Raw genomic sequence first — 21,057 nt, forward strand, 5'->3', positions numbered from 1 at the left:
TATAGAGGTGTAGTTATTAATATACTAAAGTTAGTAAACATAATATCATTATTGTAATACTTTTGTATTACTACCACGGAATAATGTAACAGAAGTGTTAACTCTTCCATGTTTTCTATTAGTTCATTAAAATTATTAACTTTTCCATATGTATATAAACTTATAACTTTGAATTTCATGTGTTTCTATTAAATTATATAAATAATTATTTATATAAGTTTTAGCTATATTTTTAGCTGATTTAGGTACATTAAAATACTTACCCCTTATACTATTTACTTTACTAACCATTCTTTGGCACTTAGTTTCCAATACACATTAGAATTAATAAATACCTTCACATTTAGATAAAATACAAGTTCTTCTCTTTATCTGTACATCTCAAAGATCCTCCCATTGAAACATTATTTTTATCATAAAATTTATTAAGAGTGTTATTTTGAATATAATTCAGTTATTTTAAGTACGTAGTATCATTATCCACAATCATCAGATTTTATAATTTCAAATTTCTTATTTGAAAGTAAGCTTTCTCCAATTACCATTACCTTTATAGTAAGTACCGCCAGGTTTAAACATATCTCCATATTTTTCATTTATATATTAAATTGCTAGAGTTTCTGCCTGATTGCTTTTCTGGTGTGTTTTAACTACATCAACAAAAAAGTAGCCTTTCTACATCTAGATAATATAACTAACAAGAGAATTATTTATTTTTTCAATTTTATTATAAGACTCTATTTTCAGTATTTATTAACTAAGAAACTTCACGACTCTAGAATGCAGAATCTTCATCTCTTTTGAAATAAGTTTTGAGAAATTGATAAAGCCATGTATCAAGAGCTATCAAAATGATAGTGCTGTATCTCAACATCATGCCTAATAAGTCTTTCAGTAAATAGTAATCCTTCATCTCTCAAAGGATCATAACCAGCTGTCATAACTAAAGTTCGTGGCATATTATCTAATTCTTTGATGTAAAAAGGAGAAACCTCAGGAGAGCATTTATAAATATTTTCAGGAACATATAGCTCAGAGTACCACATAGTTTTTGCTTTAGTTAATATATAACCACTAGCAAAATCTTCTAGTGATTTTGTAGGCATATGAGATAGATCTACTGATGGATATAGGATAATATTATTAGCGATTTTTACACTACTTTTTTTCAGTAAATTATATGTTGCTAAGACTGTCAGATTAGCTCCTGCACTATCACCCATCATCGTAAATTTATTTTTAGAAACTCCAAATTTCTTTGAATGTTGGAAAATATGCTCAGTAACATACTCGACATCATTTAGACCTGCTGGAAACTTATGCTCAGTAGCTAGGCGATAATCAACAGAGAAAACAACCCTATTCGTAGTTAGCGCAAGTTTGCGACAAAAAGCATCAAATGAGTCTAAAGTTCCAGAAACAAAACCTCCACCATGAGAGAATATTATTACTTTTAATTTCTCATTAACTTTAGGGTTATATACTCTAACTGGGATATTATGACCATCATAATGAAGTATTTCTATATCCTTCACTAATTGCATATCAACTTTAGGATAACTATATATATCAAGTGATGCTGCAGCTTTTCGTGTTGCATCTAAATCTTTTCTATTTCCTTCACGATCAAATTTACCAATAAAGGTCAATAAATCTTGCAATTTTGCTGGTATAGCTTTGATACCGCCATATAAGTCTGGTACTTTCTTTAGAACTTCTGCTTCAAGCGCTTTTTCATGTTTAGAATTATCTCTAGCAATAACTTTTAGCCATGCTTTTTTGTTGGGGGATAATGATTCCTACTGGCATTGATAGATATCTAGCAATACCAAGCTCATGACAATCATTTTCAGCGTAAAATGGTAAGTTATTTACTAGCCATTTAACTAATTTCTCTGCTTTTAGATTATTTGTTTCTCTAATTTCCAAGACATTGTATAAATTCCTAACATCATGTGACCAAGGCACATAATCAACTATAAAATTACAGCTAATATAATTCAACCCTGCTTCTCTTGCTAAAGCGAATTCTGGAAATGCTGTCATACCTATAACTCCACCACCCATACTCTGAAAGCATTTAGCATCAATTATAGTAGGAAACTGTGGACCTTCGATACAGACATAACTTTGTTTAAAATGAATATCAAAATCAAATTCTTGCTTCTTTGTTCTAATCTCTTCGGCAATACTTTCTGTTATAGGTCTTGAAAGCGAAACATAATTTAGCAGTCCTTGCTCACAAAATGTAAACTCTCTTAGAGACTTAGTTCTATCTATAAATTGATATGGAATAACCATATCGCCAGGTTTTAACTCTTCTCTTAAGCTTCTAACTGAAGATAAAGCTATGATAGAGGTAGTACCATATTTCTTCAGAGCATATATGTTTGCTTTGTAGTTTATTTGATGTGGTAATATATTCTGACCTAAACTAGTTCTATTTAGAAATAATGCTTCTTTGTCTTCAACTTTTATTTTAAATAAACCATTAGAACATAAACCAAAGGGTGTTTCTCGTGATAATTCTTCTATAATCTCAAAGTCATCAAAAGATTCAAAACCAATACTACCTACTATTGCCCACATATTTTTATATACCTAAAAAGTTGTTGCTAAAATTTTCTTGTCTTTACAAAAATCACCAATATTTACTACACTAACACCATTAGGAGTTCCAGTCATTAGTAAGTCATTTTCACAGATTGAGATTTCACTTTGTTGCAAAAAAATCTATAATTTATTGTGGCTTATTAATCATTAAATCATAGGAATTAAGGTATTACTATGTGTTTTGAAGTTCAAAAACGCAATATCTTCACTATTTATTGCAATGAACTTACTTATCACAGTACTACTATCAAAAGCTTTTGCTAATTCCCGTGGTAGCCATTTTGCTTTGAGTGTTAACTGTAAATTTCTATCAGTCAGATCTAAACCCAAACCTACAGCTTTTATATTTGAATTATTATCAAAAGCAAAAACTATTTCACACTCATAGTGAGCTTCTATTGTTGATGATAATTTTATAGTTTTAGTTATACTTGAATTAGGTTTTATTAAAATAACAGAATTATCAGGAACTTCATTATTAAGCTCATGAATATGCTTAACGTAATTTCTACCACCACAAACTACTTTTGACTTTGTTAAATCAATTTGCATTTTTTGCTTTCCTTGACGAATATATACTAAAATTTATAATTAAATTTTCTATAATTTAAAATCTTCACCTAGGTACACTTTTCTAACCGTTTTATCAGCTAGAACTTCTTCTGGAGTACCTGCTGCGAGCATATTACCAGCATTTACAATATAAGCTCTTTCACAGATATCTAGAGTTTCACGTACATTATGATCTGTAATTAAAACCCCAATACCTCTATCTTTAAGATGGTGTACAACCTCTTTAATCTCTATTACTGACACAGGGTCAACCCCTGCAAATGGCTCATCAAGTAAGATAAACTTAGGATCCATTGCCAATGCTCTAGCAATCTCCACTCTTCTACGTTCACCACCTGATAAGTTCATACCTAAACTTTTACGGATATTTTGAATACTAAACTCATCTAAAAGCTCATTAAGTTTTTCTTCAATTTGGACCTTATTTAGGTCTTTACGAGTTTCCAAAATTGCAATAATATTGTCTTCGACACTTAACTTTCTAAAAACAGAAGCTTCCTGAGGTAAATAGCCCAAGCCTCTTCTAGCTCTTAGGTGAATCGGCATTTTTGTTACATCTTCTTGACCCATCCGAACTTTACCACGTGTAGCTGCAATTAAGCCTACAATCATATAGAATGATGTTGTCTTTCCAGCTCCATTTGGACCCAAAAGACCAACTATTTCACCAGTTGAAACTTTCATAGAGACATTATTTACAACCCAGCGTGAACCGTATTTTTTGCCTAACCTCTTAGCTTCTAATGTATATTTTTCCATTTTACCTACATTTTTATCATTTAAATATTAGAGTTATAAGTATTTAAACCTATAACACTTCCTCTTTGAGAATCTTTTTGATAATCACTAATAGGTGTAAGACCTGTATTAACTCTAGTTTGATTCTGAACTCCATCTAAGATTATCGTTGATCTTCTATTTTCACTCCCTGGGATTGATATTAAATCATGAGCGATATCAAAAATAACTTTCTCGCCTTTATATACATTATCATTTTGAAAAGCTATAGCTTTTTTATAAAGCTCTAAATGCTTATCATAAACATCATAAACAATTTTTATAGAACTTCCTTGAATGGGCCCTCTAGTTACTGTTTTCAGGTTAGTATAATTAGGGTTCGAATTGGTCGGAAATGTATAAAATTGTGATTTCTCATCACCTTCTGAAAGCATTATAAAAGTCTTGACCTTTCTATCTTTGTCTAACTTTATAATCAGCTTTTGTCCGGATATAAAATTACATTCTCTTTCCTGAGAACATAATAACTTTGCTTGCTCTAACCACTTTTGTTGTAATTGTTTAAATGGCAAACTATTATCTCTTATAAAATAATTTATGCTTTTTTTAAAGCTACTAGGCTGATGGCACAAAATATGCTTATTATGAATTTGCATTACGAAAACATTACCTAAATAAGTTAGTATGCCTTGGTTATCATCATAAACAGCATTATCTGCACAAATAGTTACTGGACCATACTCTTTCAAATTATTATCATCAGAGTTATTCTCTTTTTCTTCATCAGTTACATTATCATCCTGTAATGAAGAATTATATATAGGAGAGCTATAGTCAACTTTATTTCCTTCAACATTTGAAAAAGCATTTGAAACAAATAAAAGTGAAATTACAATCAATAATCTAGCTCGTTGCATAATAACTTCTCACATTTTGATTCAATCTTATAATTTTAGTTTCAGAGTTGCCCAATACACCTGTTCCCGTAGTGTTATTGCTAGTTTTAGGATCATATATTTTAGTAAATCTACTGCTATAAAAATCTTTAGAGCCAGAGTTATAATACATTTCTGAAGTTTTTATGTAAATTTTATCTGTAGATGAACCACTTTGCGAAGTTCTTTTATTCTTGCCAGAAGATTTTTTCGTAAACATAATAGCATTTACACCATTATATAAATGAGTTAAGCTTTGACCTGTAAACCGCCGTATGTAACCATGTTTTGATTGAACTTGCCACTCAAGCTCTCCAGAGATTTTATCGTAGCTCTTTTCAGTAATATCTGTCATGTACAAATCTTGATTAAGATAGCGTTGTAATTCTTTTGCAAAAAAGCTCATTGCAAGGTTGCCATTTTCATCATACTTGTTGTAATTAAAATCAAACGCTCTTAATTCAATACGATTTTTTTGCGGTAGATTTTTGAGTGGCTTACCACCATCAAGAGCATTATAGCTTATATACAACATTGATAGGATAATTACTATTATAGAGATTACATTAGCAGACAAGGAATATTTTGTAAAAAACTTCATTGTTTATTTATTTCACTCCACCACTTTGGATATAATCGCTAACAACCTTGTCATACAGATGTAGCTGTTTCATAATATATTCACAAAACTCTCTTACTGCTCCAGCGCCACCATTAGCTTGGCAAATATAATCTGCATAGTCTTTGACAACAGTTATAGCATCTGCTGGGGTTGCTGAAATAGCTACTTTATTAATCAAAACCAAATCTGGTAGATCATCACCCATATATGCTATATTATCATCATTTAGATTATATTTTGACTTGAGGAATTCATAAGCTTTTAATTTATTTTTTTGTCCTTGCAAAATATCTTCAGGATCTAATCCTAAGCTTTTAAACCTATCAGCGACTATTTTTGATTCTTTACCTGTGATAATAGCAACCTTAATTCCTAGCTTCTGCACAAGGACAATTCCTAAACCATCTTTAACATCAAAATTCTTAAGCTCATCATTATTATTAGTTATTATTATTTTGCCATCTGTTAATACGCCATCTACATCGAGTATCAACAATTTAATATTTCTTGAATGATTTATTTTCATTACTAAGTTTAAAAAGAATTATTAACTTCAATAAAAAATTTTATCACAAATGATAAAAAGACTAAAATTTATATTAAAAACAAAAAGACAAACTATTTATAGTTTTTTACAGACTTTTCTATTTCTTTTCTTGCAAAGACTGCATTATCCCAGCCTTCTACTTTAACCCATTTATCTGAATCTAAGTCTTTGTAATGTGTAAAGAAATGTTCAATTTTTTGCTTTAAAGATATCGGTAAATCATCAACATCGTTAATGTGATCATATTCTTTAGTTAACTTAGAGCTTGGTACAGCGATAACTTTAGCATCAACACCACCATCATCTTCCATTTTAAACACACCAACCGCTCTACAGTTTATTACACAACCAGCTGCTAAAGGATATGGTGCTAAAACCAACACATCAATAGGATCTCCATCATCATAAAGAGTATTTGGTACAAAACCATAATTACAAGGATATCTCATAGTAGATGACATAAATCTATCAACAACAATCATGTTGCTATCTTTATCAAACTCATATTTTATAGGGTCACTATCTTGAGGTATCTCTATTACAACATTAAAATCATTAGGAATATCTTTTCCACAAGGTATATTTTTTAGCATCGTAATTTCTCCTATATCTTTACTAAGTATATAACATCTAATATTTTAACAAAGAGTCTATCACAAAAACCTTTGTATTTATAACACATAAATATTAAAATACCTAAAGTTGTGAGTATAAAATCTTATATACTTTGATATAATTGATAAAGAGGGAAAGTATGAAGTTAACAAAAATAGCTTTATTGACAGCTAGCTTAACAGCAAGTGCGGTTTTTGCCGCACCTAATATATCTGCTGGTTCTGATCCTTATTTTAATGGTGGTAATGGACTAGCACATAAAGATATTATTGTAAGACCTGCAAATATTGAACTTGATGCTCCAGCATGGGTAGCAATGAATTATCGCACTGGTGATATCGTTAGTGAAAAAAATATGGATCTTAGAATAGCTCCTGCAAGCTTAACTAAAATCATGACTTCTTATATAGTTGCTAGTGAAATAAAAGCTGGCAATCTAAGCTGGGATACAATGGTCCCAATTAGTGAAAGTGCTGCTTCTACAGGTGGCTCAAAGATGTATGTTAAAGCTGGCGCTAGAGTCTCTGTAAAAAATCTCGTAACTGGTATGGATGTGGTTTCTGGTAATGATGCTACTATTGCTCTTGCAGAGTATATCGGTGGTACTACAGTAGCATTTACTGACTTGATGAATCAAACAGCAAAAACTATTGGTATGAATAACACGCATTTTGCTAATCCAGATGGACTTCCAGGTGGCGAGCAATATACTACTGCTTACGATATGGCATTACTTGCAAGATCATATATATACAATTTCCCAGAAGCATATAAAGTGTATTATGATAAAGGTCTAGTTTGGAATGCCACAAAACAAGATTCAGTAAGTATCTCCGATCGTAAACAATGTTTACCTAAATTTGATCGTTCTAGCGGAAATGTTATAGAAAGCTATACATCTAAAGATCTTGATGACCAGGCTAAAGATAAATGTAGTAAGCTTTTCCCTAAAGGCGATAATTTCGTATTACAAAACAATAGAAATAGATTGCTATTTACATTTGATGGTGCTGATGGTATGAAGACGGGCCATACTGATGCTGCTGGGTATTGTCTAGTTTCATCTGCTAAACAAGATGGTGAAAGATTTATTTCTGTAGTTCTCGGCACTACTAGTTCTGCTAAGAGAGATTCAGAGTCAGCTAAATTACTAAGATATGCGCTAAGCAAATATGAAAATGTACTTTTATACAAAGCAAATTCACCAGTTACAATTAGTGCTGATAGCATTACAAATGCAAAAGCTGGGCAAAAGATAACTATAGCTTCAGTTCAAAACATTTATAAAACCGTGCCTAAAACTTATGTGCCTTACCTAAAACAAGGTATAGAATTTAACCCAGGTTTGAAAGCTCCTATTAAAATAGGTCAAGCTGTAGGTAATTTAGTGGTTATACTAGGTGATACTAAAGAGAAAATTGCTAGCGTTCCTGTAGTAGCTATGAATGATATTTCACAAAAGGGTTGGTGGTAATAACAATAAAATTTATAGTTAAGGATTTATAAATGTCTGAAAATAATAACCAGAATCAATCAGAAACTTTTTTTGAGTTCCCTTGCCAGTTTCCAATAAAAATAATGGCAAATCCTCACAAAGAGACTGTTGAATTTATTCTAAGTGTTTTTGAGAAGTATGTACTAAATCATAACAAGATAGATTTTAATACTAAAGAAAGTAAAACTGGTAAATATATTTCCATAACTGCGATTTTTACTGCAGATAGTAAAGAACAGCTAGATAATATTTACAAAGAGATTTCTACACATCCAGAAGTTCATATGATTTTATAATATTTTTTGTTATGAATAATATTTATCAGAAAGATTTAGGTTTGCAACAATACTCCAGAGTATTTGAAGATATGCTAGAGTTCACTTCTACACGAACCACTGAAACTAAAGATGAGATATGGTTAGTTGAACATCCTGCTGTTTTTACTCAAGGTAAACATGGTAAGCCAGAACATATTTTAAATTCACATAATATCCCAATAATTGCAACAGATCGTGGTGGTCAGGTTACTTATCATGGTCCAGGTCAAGCAGTGATATATTTTCTTCTTGATATCAAGAAAAATAAACTTGGTGCTAAAAAATTAGTAACTGTCGTTGAACAAGCTTGTATCAGTATGCTTGATAAATATTATAACCTAAAAGCTCATATTATTGATGGTGCGCATGGTATATACATCAATAATCAAAAAATTGCTTCTCTAGGTTTAAGAATCAAACAAGGTAAAAGCTATCATGGTATTGCTATAAATACTAATATGGACCTTACACCATTTAACTACATCAATCCATGTGGTTATAGTGGTCTAAAAATGTGTCAGATAGCTGACTTTTGTCAAGAGGTTGATGTAAAGAAAGTGCAAAAACAATACACAGCTGAGTTTCTTAAATTAATATAATCACAAATCTAGTTATTTATTTGCATAGATCACAATAACGCATTATAAATTTAAATTATTTTATTAATGTACTCTTCCCCATATGAATCAACCTAACTTACCCATTATAGCTTTTTGCAATATATTTTTCCTGTTGCTTAGCTACTGTTACTAAACCTTATAGAGGATTTATTTTAAAATTATCGATGAGTTAGGTCATCTAAAGCTGCTATCTTACTTTTTTCGATTTGACTACTCATCCAACTTTTAGCTCATTGGTAACTATTTTTCCAGTAGTTAAAAAACTATTTAAAATATTAGTTACAAGTTCTTTAAGATGAATATTTATTTTTTTGTTTTTAATGAATTATAAGCATGATCATATAGCTCTTTTGGAAGTGCTAAAAGAATGTTTTCACCTCATTCGATTAAATTAATAGAAATATCATCTATTGAAAAGTTATGATAAGTTTTTAAAATATGCATGTAAAAGGTCTAATAGGGCTTCCATGATTTCAACACCAGTTGCTTATGCTCACAATAATAAAGCTTAAATGATATTTTTTCTCTTCATAAGTTGAGCTACTTCTGCTAACTCAAATTGAGTAAGAATATGTAATTTAATCTTCTGAGCATCGTAGACATTTTTTAGAGAAAAAGTATACTTTAGCCAATCATCATTACCCAAATAATTATACTGTATTCCAGTTGCGAGAATTTAAATCGTATGAATATAAATTATTTGCTGCAGTCTTAATTAGTAGCTGGCTAGGTAAAATACTTACAACTTCTTTGCATCTTAAATGCAATATTTTTCTGGGCAAATACTATTATTATTTTTATATCTCCTATCCACTACACTTACCGATTACACATCATATAACAAGATCTAAAGCTATAGATAAATAAGAAGAATATTTAAAATAGAAAAATTTTTAAAAATTACAGATATAGAACTCTATAAGAATGTTTTCAAAAATGCTGATCTAGAAGGATGCTTAAGTTTTCTAAGAGCCTTAGCCTCAATTTGTCTAATACGCTCTCTAGTAACATTAAACTGCTTACCTACCTCTTCTAAAGTATGATCTGTATTCATACCAATACCAAAACGCATCATCAGAACTTTAGCTTCTCTTTCAGTTAGGCCAGTTTCAATAAGCTCTTTTATTGCTTCTCGTAAGTTTTCTAAATTAGCTGCTTCTATAGGAGAATAGTTATTTTTATCCTCGATAAAATCACCTACAGTAGAATCTTCATCATCACCGATTGGACTTTCCATTGAAATTGGTGTATGTGAAATATTGAGAATCTTTTTAAGCTTCTCTTTAGTCATATTAGGAGTATATTCAATAATCTCCTCTTCTGTAGCTTCACGCCCCTTTTCTTGTAGAATCTGGCGTTTAATTCTATTTACCTTGTTGATTGTCTCAATCATATGTACTGGTACGCGAATAGTTCTAGCTTGATCTGCAATCGAACGAGTAATTGCCTGACGTATCCACCAAGTAGCATATGTCGAAAACTTAAACCCTTTGCGATAATCAAACTTATCTACAGCTTTCATTAAACCAATATTTCCCTCTTGGATAATATCTAAGAAATGCAAGCCTCTATTAGTATACTTTTTAGCTTCAGAAACAACTAATCTTAAGTTTGCTTCTATCATTTCTTTTTTAGCTTGAGTAATCTTAGCTTCACTTCTTGAAATCTCAAGATTTACCTGCTTAAGCTCTTCAATATCCATCATCATTAAAGTTTGGAATTGATTAATTTGCTTAGTGAGGTTATTTATTTCTCTGATAGTGTTTTCAGTAAATTTATACTTTTTAGTTAATGGCTCTAGCCATTCTATAGAACCAACTTTATAAACCTTAATAAACTCTTGGCGTGGTGTTTTTGATCTTTCAACACATAGTCTTAAAATTTTTCTTTCGAACTCTTTAACTCTAGCATAAGGAAGCCTAATATAGTCAACTAGCTTTTGTAAATGTGATGTTGATAACCTTAAATTATCAAATTCCTTAACTATTTTACTATAAAGTTTTTTATTAGGCTTGTATTGATATTCTTCAAACATTTTCTCTAAGTTTGTAAAGAATTCATAAGCTCTTTGAGTATCAATTTTTTCCTCATGATCATCTTCAGCAACTTTTTCTTCAGTTATATGTTCATCACTAAAGCCAACCATAATCTCGTTAAAGCGAATATATCTAGCCACAGGCTCATCTTCAATATCTTGAGAACTCATATAATCCATAGCTTTTTCTTCTAGCTCACGGAAACGTTCAATATAAGTTTTAATTACTATCGGATAACTTAAAATTGTACTAAAAACTTCTGTAGTACCTTCTTCGATCCTAATAGCAATATCTGTCTCACCTTTTTTATCTAAAAGATCAACAATACCCATTTCACGCATATACATGCGAATAGGATCTGAAGTCTTACCTTTTAGATCATCAAGATTAGCTTCGCTAACTTTTCTTTCATCATCTTCTTCTAGCTGGGGAGTTCTATCATAGACATCAATACCCGCATCAATAAGGATAGCTTCAATTTCTTCATATATTTTAGGATCTTCTGAAACATCACCTGGCAGAGCATCTAAAATATCGGCTCTAGTTAAATATCCTCTTTCCTTACCATCAATTATTAAGTCTTTTAAATCAGAGAGTAAATCTTCTTTTGTCATCTAGTACTCCAATAGAATTTTATTTTATATTATTGTTACCTAATTTTGATACTAAATACTTGCGCTCCATTTCCTGAACATCTGTCATAAAAGGTAATGAGCCTAAGTATTTTAATCTTTTTTTTACACTAGAGTTTTCTACTCTTTTTAGCATATCGAGAATTTGTAATTGATACTTATCTTCAGCATATTTTTTTTGAGTATTTTGTATACCGTAACTTAACAACTCAAAAAAATAATCTCTATAGTCAGGATAGTCCTCTGTCAATAGCTGTATAAGTATAACAGCTTCAATTTGATTAGATGAGTCTTCTTTTAAAATTTTTAAGCTTTTTGCTAAGATATCAAGATTTTTTGAAGTAGCAAATATTTCAAAATCATTTGTATGTTGTAAAAGGCGAAAATCTGCAAGATTGACAAATAATTCTGCAAGAACAATCTCTTCAAGCAAGAGATTCTTCGCTAGTATCTTTTGCTGAATATTTTGCTGCTCAGTTACATTGAATAAAGTTTGTTTACGCATCTTAAGCAAATTCTTAAGTTGCTCAACTTTTATACCAATCTTATCAGCTATAGTAGTAGTAATACTTTCTGAATAAATATTATCTGATACATCTAATAAAAAACTTTTTAAATTCTCCAAAACTTCTGCTTTTGATTCTGCTTTAGTTAAATCCTTGCCTTGAACAAGTGTGTCAATTATAAACTCCGCTACAGCCAGAGAATTATCCAAAGCGGCATAAAAACCTTCTAGACCATATTGCTTAATATAATCATCTGGATCATTACCATTTGGTAGAGTTAGAATCTTTAATTTTTTATTACCATCCAATATTGGTAATAGAATTTTTATAGTTCTAAGCGCTGCCTTTTGCCCTGCCTCATCACCATCGAAACACAAAATTACTGAATTAGTTTCACGAAATAAAATCTTGGCATGATTTGGTGAAAATGCTGTACCTAATGTAGCTACAGCAGCATAAAAACCATACTGTGCTAAACCAACCACATCCATATAACCTTCAACTACTACAAGGCTCTGATTTATCAAATCTGGATATTGTTTTTTTCTTTCACGGTATTCATAGAGTCCATATAAAATATTATTTTTTTGAAAAACTAAAGCTTCCGGAGAGTTTATATATTTAACTGCTTGAGAATTATCTATTACTCTACCACCATAAGCAATTACATTGCCTTGAATATTGCGAATAGGAAACATAATACGACCACGAAAACGATCATATAAATTTCCCTTATCATTTTTTATTGCAAGTCCAGTATCAACTAATATCTCTTCTGGAATATTTACTGATTTAGCTAGTTCAGTAATATTATTCCAGCTCTCAGATGAATACCCTACACCAAAGAATTTAGCTAGATCACTATCTATACCTCTTTTTTTAAGATAGTTTATAGCTTTATCTTTAGTTACAGAGTTACCCAAATTCCAACGGTAATACTTTTGTACAACCGCTAAAAAGCTAATACATTTGTTATAAAACTGTTCTTTTTGGATATCTTCTTTAGAATAATTTTCATATTCAACTGGTTTACCAACAATTTCAGCAAGATTTTTTACAGCCTCAATAAACTCAAGGTTATTAATCTTTTTAATAAAAGTTAGCGCATCTCCAGATACATGACAGCCAAAGCAGTAATAAAATTTTTTTTCTGGATTAACAAAAAATGATGGTGTTTTTTCATTGTGAAAAGGACAACAGCCCTTGTAGTTTTTGCCTGTTTTTTTCAAGTTGACATATCTTGAAACAACATCAACTATATCAGCTGTAGCTACAAGCTCTTTTATAAAAGTATTTGAGACTTTTTTCGCCATACTTGATTAAAGCTTTGACCTTAAGCTAGGTTAGATTTCACAATAACACTTACTTTGCTCATATCTGTCCTCCCAGCAAGTTCTTTTTTTACACTTGCCATGATTTTACCCATTTCTTTAATCGATGTGGCACCAACAGATTCTATAGCCTTCTGAACTATCGCAACAACCTCTTCATCACTTAGTTGCTTTGGCATGTATTGAGTTAGTATTTCAATTTCTCTTTTCTCACCTTCAGCAAGCTCAGCTCTATCTGCCTTGATATATTGAGCATACGAATCTTGTCTTTGCTTGATCATTTTTGTAATTACAGTTATTACAACTTCATCAGTGATCTCTACTTTATTATCAATCTGCCTTTGCTTAATGGCAGATATAGCCATACGGATTGTTGTTAATCTATTTTTATCTTTATTTTTAATAGACTCTTTCATATCAAGAGTCAACTGATTAAAAATTTGTGACATTTTAAAAAAGAATTCCTAGTGAAAGGGAGAGTTAAAACTCTCAACGGTGAATTAAATTTAGCTACCTTTTAACCATTATATTGCTCTTATAACCTCTTTTAACAGCGGCAGCTTTTTTTCTTTTGCGTGCCCAAGTTGGCTTTTCAAAGTATTCTCTACGACGTAGTTCAGATACTATCCCAGCCTTTTCACAAGATCTTTTAAACCTTCTAAGAGCGACATCAAAAGCTTCTCTTTCTTTAACTCTAACGCTTGGCAACCATCTCACCTCACTTAAATGCCAGTTCATTACGTTTAACAAAAGGATTAATTGTCCCTATCAATTTATTGTGATGGTCGTAGTTATATCATATATAATATCCAAATGCAAGCCCACTCATTTAGTTTGACTTAATCTATAAACAACTACCATCTTAAGATTAGATAATATATTATAACTCGCTGTATTTATAAGAGATAAAATGCTATTATCTCAACTTAAGATTCTTTAGAAATTTATATGGTTTAAAGTTTTGATAAAAAAAACTAATCTTTTTACAACGTTATCTATATTAGTTATAAGTATAACTAATACTCAAGCATCTACACATAGTGAAATTCAATATCTTGTAAAAAAATATAACCTTTCTGATGCAAAGATTGCTATAGCAACTCAAATGACTATGAACGGTAATAAATTATATTCATATGCCCAAAATAGAGTAATGAAACCAGCAAGTAATAATAAAGTTTTTACAATAGTTGCCGCACTTTTTGCAATACCTAATGATTTTAGATTTATAACATCAATAATGTATCCTTCAGATAGAGTAAAAGATCATACTTTATATGGAGATATGTATATAAAATTTACTGGTAATCCAGCCCTAACTGGTAATCAGTTAGCTGCACTGATTAAAAAAATAAAAACTGAAAAAGGCATATATAAAATAACTGGTGATGTTTATCTTGTTGGAGTTTTTTCTGGGCCATACATCCCAGATGGTTGGTCAAAAGAAGATCGTACATTCTGCTATGGTGCTCCAGCATCAAGCTTCACATTTAACAGAAATTGTACAGTCATCAAACTAGTTAAAAATGCTAACGGTTTACCAACACGAGTTGTTAAATTAAGTAATGCTAGTAATATAACTATAAAAAATACTGCAAAATATACTAGTGCCTCAAGTGCAACTACAATAGCTATGAATGATGACAATGTTTTATATATTGGCGGATACTTATCAAGAGCTGCTGAGAAAATGTTTAGACTAGCAATTAGAAATCCAGCACTTAAAACACTAGATACTATAAATGACTTTTTAAATTCTAACGATATTAAACATGGTAATGTTATCATAGCTGGTACTATTCCTACTGGTTATACTGAACAAATTACGACAAGATCTGTAACTATTGGACACTTTATCGATCAAACGCTCAAATACTCTGATAATTTATATGCAGAGACTATTTTAAATACTATAGGATTAAAAGAAAAAGGTATTGGCTCAACTAAAGCAGGCACACAAGCTGTTCAAAGTATACTTTATTCAAAACTAGGCTTAGATACATCAGTATTGACAATACATGATGGCTCAGGATTGTCTCATTTAGATAGAGTAACTCCTGAGTTTATGGTCAACTTTTTGACCAAAGCTTATAATAGTCAGATTGGCAAAGAATTCTACAATTACTTACCAGCATCTGGTATGAGTGGTACAATCTCATATAGAATGGGTGGTAAACTTCTTGGACGAGTGCATGCTAAAACTGGTACCCTATCTGGAGTTTCAACATTATCAGGGTATGTATTAACAGCTAAAAACCACCATATCAGTTTTTCGATCATGCTTAATGATCTTAAACCATCTGATCGTTATAATGCACGAAGATTTCAAGATAAAGTAGTTGATACCTTTTATAGGAATTTATAAATGAAAGTAATAATTAAACTTATAACTTTAATTATCGTAATAATAACTCTTGGATCTTGTGCTATAGAGACTCCAAGAAATATAAATAATGCCTGTAGCATAATTCATCAATTTCCTGATTGGTATTATGATATGCTTAACTCGTATGATCGCTGGGGAATTCCTATAAATGTACAAATGGCTTTCATCCGTCAAGAATCATCATTTAGAGCCGATGCTAAGCCAGCAATGCAATATTATTTTGGTTTTATACCAAAAGGTAGGGCTTCAAGTGCTTATGGATATGCTCAAGCCTTAGATGGCGTTTGGGAGCATTATAAAAAAGAGACAAAACAATCTTTTGTCTCAAGGTCAAATTTTGCAGCTGCAACAGACTTTATTGGCTGGTACTTGAATAATGTTCACAATAAAACAGGTATCCGCAAGACAGACACTTATAATCTATATCTAGTATACCACGAAGGTATAGGTGGTTATAAGCGTGGTACACATAGAAATAATTCATTCTTAAAAAATTATGCTCGCAAAACTGCCGAATTAGCTCAAAAATACTCAATCCAATTACAGAACTGTGAAGTTCCACGTAAACCGCTACTATCGTATATATTCTAAATGTTAAAGGTAAAAAATGAAATCTAGTGTATTTAAAATAATAACTAACATTCGTTGGTCAGATACTGATAAAAATGACTACATAAATAATAGTAAATATTTTGATTACTTTGAAGATAAGGACAACTTGGGCATATAAAATACATGGCTAATGACATGAGCTAAAGAAAACTCAATTCAATTAGTCATTACAGAAAAAACTTGCAAATATATTCCACCTCTTAAACATCCAAATAAAATACAAGTAACACAATATATTGCTAAAATAGTTGCTGCTAGTATAGAATTTAAATAAAAATCCACATATTATGCAGTGATCAAGTTATTACTAAAGCAAAAGCAAAACTAGCCTGCTATAATACTAAGACGGGTAGATGACAAAAAATTCCGGCACAATTAAAACAATTAATTTTAGAAAATGACTGATACTTATAAACAAAATTTAAAGAAACTTGAAAGACAGATTTTAAGAAAAACTATTCAAGCAATCAATAAATATAACATGATTGAAGATGGCGATAAAATTATGATATGTTTGTCTGGGGCATAGATTCTTATTGCCTACTTGAAATGTTGTTATTACTCCAAAAAAAAGCACCAATAAGATTTTATATCATCGCAGTAAATCTCGATCAGAAACAGCCAGGCTTTCCTGAGGAAGTATTACCTAACTATCTAAAAAATAAAGGTATAGAATTTCATATCATTGAACGCGATACTTATAGCGTAGTTAAACGTGTAATTCCTGAAGGAAAAACTACTTGTGGTTTATGCTCGCGTATGCGTCGTGGCATATTATATGATTTTGCCAAAGAAAATAATGTAACTAAAATAGCATTAGGACACTATCGTGATGACATTATCGAGACATTCTTTTTGAATCTTTTTTATAATGGTTCAATTAAAACTATGCCAGCTAAACTACTTAGTGATGATAAACGAAATATCGTAATACGCCCTCTTGCTTTTGCAAGCGAAAAAGAAACCTTAGAATATTCCCAATTAAAGGAGTTTCCAGTAATTACTTGTAACCTATGTGGATCACAAGATAATTTGCAAAGAGTGTTTATAAAAAATATGCTTAATAGGTGGGAAAAAAACAATCCTGAAAGAAAAAAACGTAATATTCAAGGCTCTATCAAATATTTCTCCATCACAGATGTTAGATAGAGAGCTTTTTGATTTTTTAAATATCTCAAAAGATGATATACAAAGGTAAATTAAGTAGAAAAGATGAAGTTAAATAAAATAGTAGCAGTTGCATCATGCTCGTTATTAGGATTAGCTCTAAGCTTATGTTCAACAAACAAAGATGCTACGATTATACAACAGCAAAATGCTAATCATGATTTAGCTACAACTATCCAAGCTAAGCAAGGCGTTTCCAAAAACAAATCAGTATTGCAAGATAATTCAACAATAAAAATTGGAGCTAATGCAAGCTATGTAGTAGGCTATCAAGTAGGTGCCGGTATAATAGCTAAACAAGATTTCGGCTTATATGATAAGCAAATAATAGCTGGTTTTGTAGATGCTATTAATGGTAGTAAGCCAAAAATTTCTGAGAGTCAAATCCGCGGCAATATGAAAACTCTTAAAGATATAATAATTAAAAAGCAATCAGATACAGCTAATTTTAACAAAACAAAATCACAAGAATTTATGGCACAAATTGCTAAAATGGATAGTGCTATAAAAGTTGATGATGGCATCTACTATCAAATAATTAAGCAATGTGATGGCAAAAAACCTAATGCTAATAGTCAAGTTACAATAGCTTACAAAGGAACTATGCCAGTTATAGCTTACGAAGATGATAAATCAAAACTAAATGAGGTCAAAGAAGCTAAACTAATTGGTCCTACATTTGACTCAAGTGATAGCGCAACATTCCAGCTTATAAACCTAATCGAATGTTGGAAAGACGCCATTCCTAAAATACCTAATGGTTCAACAATAATCTTATATTGTTCTCCAGACAAGGCATATGGAACTAAAGCGCCTTCTGTTATAGGACCTAACCAAGCGCTTTCTTTTGAAATTACACTTAAAAGTTTTCAATAAAAATTTTTTTATTTAAAAACTAAAAATTAATTATTTCTTTTTACCGCTAGATCACATAATAAAATCATTGCTTGCTTGTATTTTGAATCTGGTAAAAAATCTATTTGCTGTTTAGCTAAATCAGCATACTGACAAGCTACGTTATATGAATAATCTACAGCCCCACTATCTTTAACCATAGTAATGATTTCATCAATATTATATCCACCCTTTTCAATTGCTTTTTTGAGAATTTGTTGCTGTTGTTTAGTAACATTAGCTAGTGTATAAATCGTTGGCAATGTCATTTTACCTTCATCAAGATCATCACCAATATTTTTACCTAAGCTCTCTACATCAGAAACATAATCTAAAACATCATCTGCAATCTGAAAAGCATTACCTAAATAAATACCATAGTTTTTAATATTATCTTGATATTTAGCATAACTTTGTTTATCTAGACTGATTACACCTGCTAATTCACAAGCAGCCTCAAATAATTTTGCTGTTTTGCAATATATTACTTTAATATAGTCTTCTTCGCTAAGTTCCGTATTGCGTGCATTTAGTAGTTGTAACACCTCTCCTTCAGCGATTTTATTAGTTGCATCAGCCAATATTTTCATAATTTGCATATTATCTAAACTTACCATCATCTGAAAAGCCCTAGAATAAAGAAAATCTCCAGTCAAAATACTTGCAGCATTCCCAAAAACATCATTTGCTGTTTGTTTACCGCGACGCAATTGTGAATCATCAACAACATCATCATGAAGAAGTGTCGCTGTATGGATAAACTCAATAATTGCTGCACATGCTAAATGTTTATTTCCGTTATAGTTTAAGGTTCTAGCAAACAACATTACCAACAGAGGCCTTAATCTCTTGCCACCACTATTTATTATATAGTGGCTAATCTGATTAATGAGCATCACATCTGAGCAAAGAGAATCAATTATAAATTGATTATTATTTTGTATATCCTCTTTGATAAGAGTCTGAATATCTTTTAGCTGTTGCATTATTATTTTATTGATAGTATTTAACTAATTAGGTTTAAGAATAAAGTAGCACAATATATTTATTTATCAATACATATTAGTAAATAATCTAACTATCTTCATCACGAAATATTTTAAAATGCTTTTAATGTCTGTTCATCTTGAGTAGTAAGTTTTGTATCTGTTGTATCAACGCCTTCTTCATTAAAACCTTAAACTCTTGGTAGTTAGCTTTATGTAGTGTATTTTTTTAAATCTTACTTTATACTGTGCTGCGATAATCATTCCCTACTTCATATGAGTCTTTATCTGCAATTTTGCTAATATCAGGCTTATGTTCTAAAATAGTATCATCAAAACCTAAAATGAAATCTTTTTTGACTTACTCTATGGTCCATAGCAGTAAAGCTTTTATGATAAGCTTTACCTAGTGCCTGACAAATAGTATATGAACTATATTGTTAACTGTTGTAGCAAAAGCCTGGCATGAAAAAATCAATACTCCTAAAAGCAAGATAAATTTATTAATATTTTTCATTGTTTATAATAATCAAAGATAATAGCAATAATGCTAACACAAATAGCTCAGTAGTTTATAGCTAGTTTATATGCTTTTGTGATATTACTTTTATAATCATTCCTTTGTAATAGAAATATTGAATTATTTGTGTCAATATTAAAATAGATAAACAACTAGAGACAATCACAGATACCAATGGCCAACCTAAAAATATAGCACTATTGATATCACAGATAATACTAATAAGTGAAAGCACTAAATAAAAAATACTGAAACCTTCTGCTTGTTTCTGACAGTAATTTTTATAAATTTGTGGTAACCAGTAAAGGTTATAAATAACTCCACTTATTGAGCCATACCACAACAAAATCTGACTACTTAAGCTAATAAAATAAATCATAAAAATTACTAAAGACAAATATAAAAATATAAAAAATGTATGTATTAATATATATTTTTCTCTCCAATCATTTAGAATTTGAAGTTGCTGAATAGTTAAAAAACTCAGTAAAATTACATCAACTAAAATATACTGCCACTGCATATTAAAACCAATAGCATAAATTAAATCTAAAGAGTTAGCAACAATCATCAAAGAATGAGTCCATAAACTAATCTCAAATGTCTTATGTTTAAATTGATTATGAATAGTTTGTGGTAAAAAATGTATAAAATAAATTATTAAAGATATATTTAATGTTATGTAACCAAAATTTTCCATTATTGATTCTCCTATTATTTTAGTCAAATAATAAGAGTTTGTGTGATGTCCCTTTTTAAAAAGACAACCAAACAAACTCCCTACGCTAATATTACTTAGATCAGGTACAAAGGGTCACTTCTCAGCCATTTTTAGATAAAAATAGCACCCCTGTTGTCTTCAAGGTATAACTATAACATAACTTATATTTAATTCGCTATAAAAATAGCGTA

Annotated in this window: 17 protein-coding genes, 6 pseudogenes and 1 riboswitch; of the genes and pseudogenes, 8 read left to right on the top strand and 15 right to left on the bottom strand. The window is 30.6% G+C overall.

Features of this window, described 5'->3' with window-relative positions; genetic code table 11:
• Positions 1–753 precede the first annotated feature (753 nt).
• From FSC845_RS05250 to ppa, 7 genes and pseudogenes are all read right to left on the bottom strand, one after another.
• A pseudogene (locus FSC845_RS05250) lies at positions 754–2,589 on the bottom strand (alpha/beta hydrolase fold domain-containing protein).
• A gap of 12 nt (positions 2,590–2,601) precedes the next feature.
• Positions 2,602–3,165: pseudogene (locus FSC845_RS05255) on the bottom strand (fumarylacetoacetate hydrolase family protein).
• Positions 3,166–3,213: 48 nt separating this feature from the next.
• A complete protein-coding gene (lptB, locus tag FSC845_RS05260) occupies positions 3,214–3,945 on the bottom strand; it encodes an LPS export ABC transporter ATP-binding protein (RefSeq protein WP_064461009.1) in 732 nt (243 codons plus the stop codon).
• Positions 3,946–3,965: 20 nt separating this feature from the next.
• Complete coding sequence (locus FSC845_RS05265; RefSeq protein WP_064461010.1) at positions 3,966–4,841, bottom strand: LptA/OstA family protein; 876 nt, start codon at positions 4,839–4,841, stop codon at positions 3,966–3,968.
• Positions 4,828–5,460 carry an LPS export ABC transporter periplasmic protein LptC gene (gene lptC / locus FSC845_RS05270; protein ID WP_064461011.1) on the bottom strand — a complete coding sequence of 211 codons (633 nt, stop codon included), beginning with the start codon at positions 5,458–5,460 and terminating at the stop codon, positions 4,828–4,830. The genes FSC845_RS05265 and lptC overlap by 14 nt, the downstream gene beginning before the upstream one ends.
• 7 nt (positions 5,461–5,467) lie before the next feature.
• Positions 5,468–6,007 carry a KdsC family phosphatase gene (locus tag FSC845_RS05275; RefSeq protein WP_064461012.1) on the bottom strand — a complete coding sequence of 180 codons (540 nt, stop codon included), beginning with the start codon at positions 6,005–6,007 and terminating at the stop codon, positions 5,468–5,470.
• A 92-nt stretch (positions 6,008–6,099) separates the two neighbouring features.
• On the bottom strand, positions 6,100–6,621 hold the full coding sequence (gene ppa / locus FSC845_RS05280; RefSeq protein ID WP_064461013.1) for an inorganic diphosphatase: 522 nt from the start codon (positions 6,619–6,621) through the stop codon (positions 6,100–6,102).
• A gap of 161 nt (positions 6,622–6,782) precedes the next feature.
• Between ppa and FSC845_RS05285 the strand changes: the two genes are divergently transcribed.
• From FSC845_RS05285 to lipB, 3 genes are read left to right on the top strand one after another with little or no spacing between them, the layout of a single operon-like run.
• A complete protein-coding gene (locus FSC845_RS05285) occupies positions 6,783–8,117 on the top strand; it encodes a D-alanyl-D-alanine carboxypeptidase family protein (protein ID WP_064461014.1) in 1,335 nt (444 codons plus the stop codon).
• A 32-nt stretch (positions 8,118–8,149) separates the two neighbouring features.
• Positions 8,150–8,434 (top strand): HP0495 family protein, encoded by a 285-nt coding sequence (locus FSC845_RS05290; protein WP_064461015.1) that lies wholly within the window; start codon positions 8,150–8,152, stop codon positions 8,432–8,434.
• Between the two features lie 11 nt (positions 8,435–8,445).
• The gene (gene lipB / locus FSC845_RS05295; protein ID WP_064461016.1) at positions 8,446–9,054 is read left to right on the top strand and encodes a lipoyl(octanoyl) transferase LipB; all 609 of its coding nucleotides are present in this window, start codon (positions 8,446–8,448) and stop codon (positions 9,052–9,054) included.
• A 160-nt stretch (positions 9,055–9,214) separates the two neighbouring features.
• Here the strand turns inward: lipB and FSC845_RS08970 are convergent.
• The 5 genes and pseudogenes from FSC845_RS08970 to rpsU form a co-directional block, all read right to left on the bottom strand.
• Positions 9,215–9,861, bottom strand: a pseudogene (locus FSC845_RS08970) (NAD(P)/FAD-dependent oxidoreductase); the annotation flags it as partial.
• A gap of 130 nt (positions 9,862–9,991) precedes the next feature.
• Positions 9,992–11,725 carry an RNA polymerase sigma factor RpoD gene (gene rpoD / locus FSC845_RS05300; RefSeq protein ID WP_064461017.1) on the bottom strand — a complete coding sequence of 578 codons (1,734 nt, stop codon included), beginning with the start codon at positions 11,723–11,725 and terminating at the stop codon, positions 9,992–9,994.
• Between the two features lie 19 nt (positions 11,726–11,744).
• On the bottom strand, positions 11,745–13,562 hold the full coding sequence (gene dnaG, locus FSC845_RS05305) for a DNA primase (protein WP_064461018.1): 1,818 nt from the start codon (positions 13,560–13,562) through the stop codon (positions 11,745–11,747).
• Between the two features lie 20 nt (positions 13,563–13,582).
• Positions 13,583–14,029: a GatB/YqeY domain-containing protein gene (locus tag FSC845_RS05310; protein ID WP_064461019.1), complete on the bottom strand. Its 447-nt coding sequence runs from the start codon at positions 14,027–14,029 to the stop codon at positions 13,583–13,585.
• 61 nt (positions 14,030–14,090) lie between these two features.
• Positions 14,091–14,288: a 30S ribosomal protein S21 gene (rpsU, locus tag FSC845_RS05315; RefSeq protein WP_064461744.1), complete on the bottom strand. Its 198-nt coding sequence runs from the start codon at positions 14,286–14,288 to the stop codon at positions 14,091–14,093.
• 253 nt (positions 14,289–14,541) lie between these two features.
• Between rpsU and dacB the strand changes: the two genes are divergently transcribed.
• The 5 genes and pseudogenes from dacB to FSC845_RS05335 all read left to right on the top strand — a co-directional run bounded on the left by dacB (position 14,542) and on the right by FSC845_RS05335 (position 18,621).
• The gene (gene dacB, locus FSC845_RS05320) at positions 14,542–15,945 is read left to right on the top strand and encodes a D-alanyl-D-alanine carboxypeptidase/D-alanyl-D-alanine endopeptidase (protein ID WP_064461020.1); all 1,404 of its coding nucleotides are present in this window, start codon (positions 14,542–14,544) and stop codon (positions 15,943–15,945) included.
• Positions 15,946–16,557, top strand: a complete 612-nt coding sequence (locus FSC845_RS05325) for a transglycosylase SLT domain-containing protein (protein ID WP_064461021.1) — start codon at positions 15,946–15,948, stop codon at positions 16,555–16,557.
• Positions 16,558–16,573: 16 nt separating this feature from the next.
• Positions 16,574–16,935 (top strand): annotated as a pseudogene (locus FSC845_RS10125) (acyl-CoA thioesterase).
• A 40-nt stretch (positions 16,936–16,975) separates the two neighbouring features.
• Positions 16,976–17,776: pseudogene (gene ttcA / locus FSC845_RS05330) on the top strand (tRNA 2-thiocytidine(32) synthetase TtcA).
• Positions 17,777–17,790: 14 nt separating this feature from the next.
• Positions 17,791–18,621 carry an FKBP-type peptidyl-prolyl cis-trans isomerase N-terminal domain-containing protein gene (locus FSC845_RS05335; protein WP_064461022.1) on the top strand — a complete coding sequence of 277 codons (831 nt, stop codon included), beginning with the start codon at positions 17,791–17,793 and terminating at the stop codon, positions 18,619–18,621.
• 26 nt (positions 18,622–18,647) lie between these two features.
• On the opposite strand, the gene FSC845_RS05340 is transcribed toward FSC845_RS05335, so the two are convergent.
• The 3 genes and pseudogenes from FSC845_RS05340 to FSC845_RS05345 all read right to left on the bottom strand — a co-directional run bounded on the left by FSC845_RS05340 (position 18,648) and on the right by FSC845_RS05345 (position 20,845).
• Complete coding sequence (locus tag FSC845_RS05340) at positions 18,648–19,625, bottom strand: polyprenyl synthetase family protein (RefSeq protein ID WP_064461023.1); 978 nt, start codon at positions 19,623–19,625, stop codon at positions 18,648–18,650.
• 88 nt (positions 19,626–19,713) lie between these two features.
• A pseudogene (locus tag FSC845_RS08975) lies at positions 19,714–20,142 on the bottom strand (hypothetical protein).
• 61 nt (positions 20,143–20,203) lie between these two features.
• Positions 20,204–20,845 (bottom strand): PQ-loop repeat-containing protein, encoded by a 642-nt coding sequence (locus tag FSC845_RS05345; RefSeq protein WP_064461024.1) that lies wholly within the window; start codon positions 20,843–20,845, stop codon positions 20,204–20,206.
• Positions 20,846–20,904: 59 nt separating this feature from the next.
• Positions 20,905–21,007, bottom strand: a riboswitch (TPP riboswitch).
• Between the last annotated feature and the right edge of the window lie 50 nt (positions 21,008–21,057).

Source organism: Francisella persica ATCC VR-331 (assembly GCF_001653955.1).
GTDB classification, from domain to species: Bacteria; Pseudomonadota; Gammaproteobacteria; order Francisellales; family Francisellaceae; genus Francisella; species Francisella persica.

Excerpts from the sequence above, each read along its gene's own strand:
- lptB (WP_064461009.1), bottom strand. The coding sequence starts at position 3,945 with ATGGAAAAATATACATTAGAAGCTAAGAGGTTAGGCAAAAAATACGGT.
- FSC845_RS05265 (WP_064461010.1), bottom strand. The coding sequence starts at position 4,841 with ATGCAACGAGCTAGATTATTGATTGTAATTTCACTTTTATTTGTTTCA.
- lptC (WP_064461011.1), bottom strand. The coding sequence starts at position 5,460 with ATGAAGTTTTTTACAAAATATTCCTTGTCTGCTAATGTAATCTCTATA.
- FSC845_RS05275 (WP_064461012.1), bottom strand. The coding sequence starts at position 6,007 with ATGAAAATAAATCATTCAAGAAATATTAAATTGTTGATACTCGATGTA.
- ppa (WP_064461013.1), bottom strand. The coding sequence starts at position 6,621 with ATGCTAAAAAATATACCTTGTGGAAAAGATATTCCTAATGATTTTAAT.
- FSC845_RS05285 (WP_064461014.1), top strand. The coding sequence starts at position 6,783 with ATGAAGTTAACAAAAATAGCTTTATTGACAGCTAGCTTAACAGCAAGT.
- FSC845_RS05290 (WP_064461015.1), top strand. The coding sequence starts at position 8,150 with ATGTCTGAAAATAATAACCAGAATCAATCAGAAACTTTTTTTGAGTTC.
- lipB (WP_064461016.1), top strand. The coding sequence starts at position 8,446 with ATGAATAATATTTATCAGAAAGATTTAGGTTTGCAACAATACTCCAGA.
- rpoD (WP_064461017.1), bottom strand. The coding sequence starts at position 11,725 with ATGACAAAAGAAGATTTACTCTCTGATTTAAAAGACTTAATAATTGAT.
- dnaG (WP_064461018.1), bottom strand. The coding sequence starts at position 13,562 with ATGGCGAAAAAAGTCTCAAATACTTTTATAAAAGAGCTTGTAGCTACA.
- FSC845_RS05310 (WP_064461019.1), bottom strand. The coding sequence starts at position 14,029 with ATGTCACAAATTTTTAATCAGTTGACTCTTGATATGAAAGAGTCTATT.
- FSC845_RS05325 (WP_064461021.1), top strand. The coding sequence starts at position 15,946 with ATGAAAGTAATAATTAAACTTATAACTTTAATTATCGTAATAATAACT.
- FSC845_RS05335 (WP_064461022.1), top strand. The coding sequence starts at position 17,791 with ATGAAGTTAAATAAAATAGTAGCAGTTGCATCATGCTCGTTATTAGGA.
- FSC845_RS05340 (WP_064461023.1), bottom strand. The coding sequence starts at position 19,625 with ATGCAACAGCTAAAAGATATTCAGACTCTTATCAAAGAGGATATACAA.
- FSC845_RS05345 (WP_064461024.1), bottom strand. The coding sequence starts at position 20,845 with ATGGAAAATTTTGGTTACATAACATTAAATATATCTTTAATAATTTAT.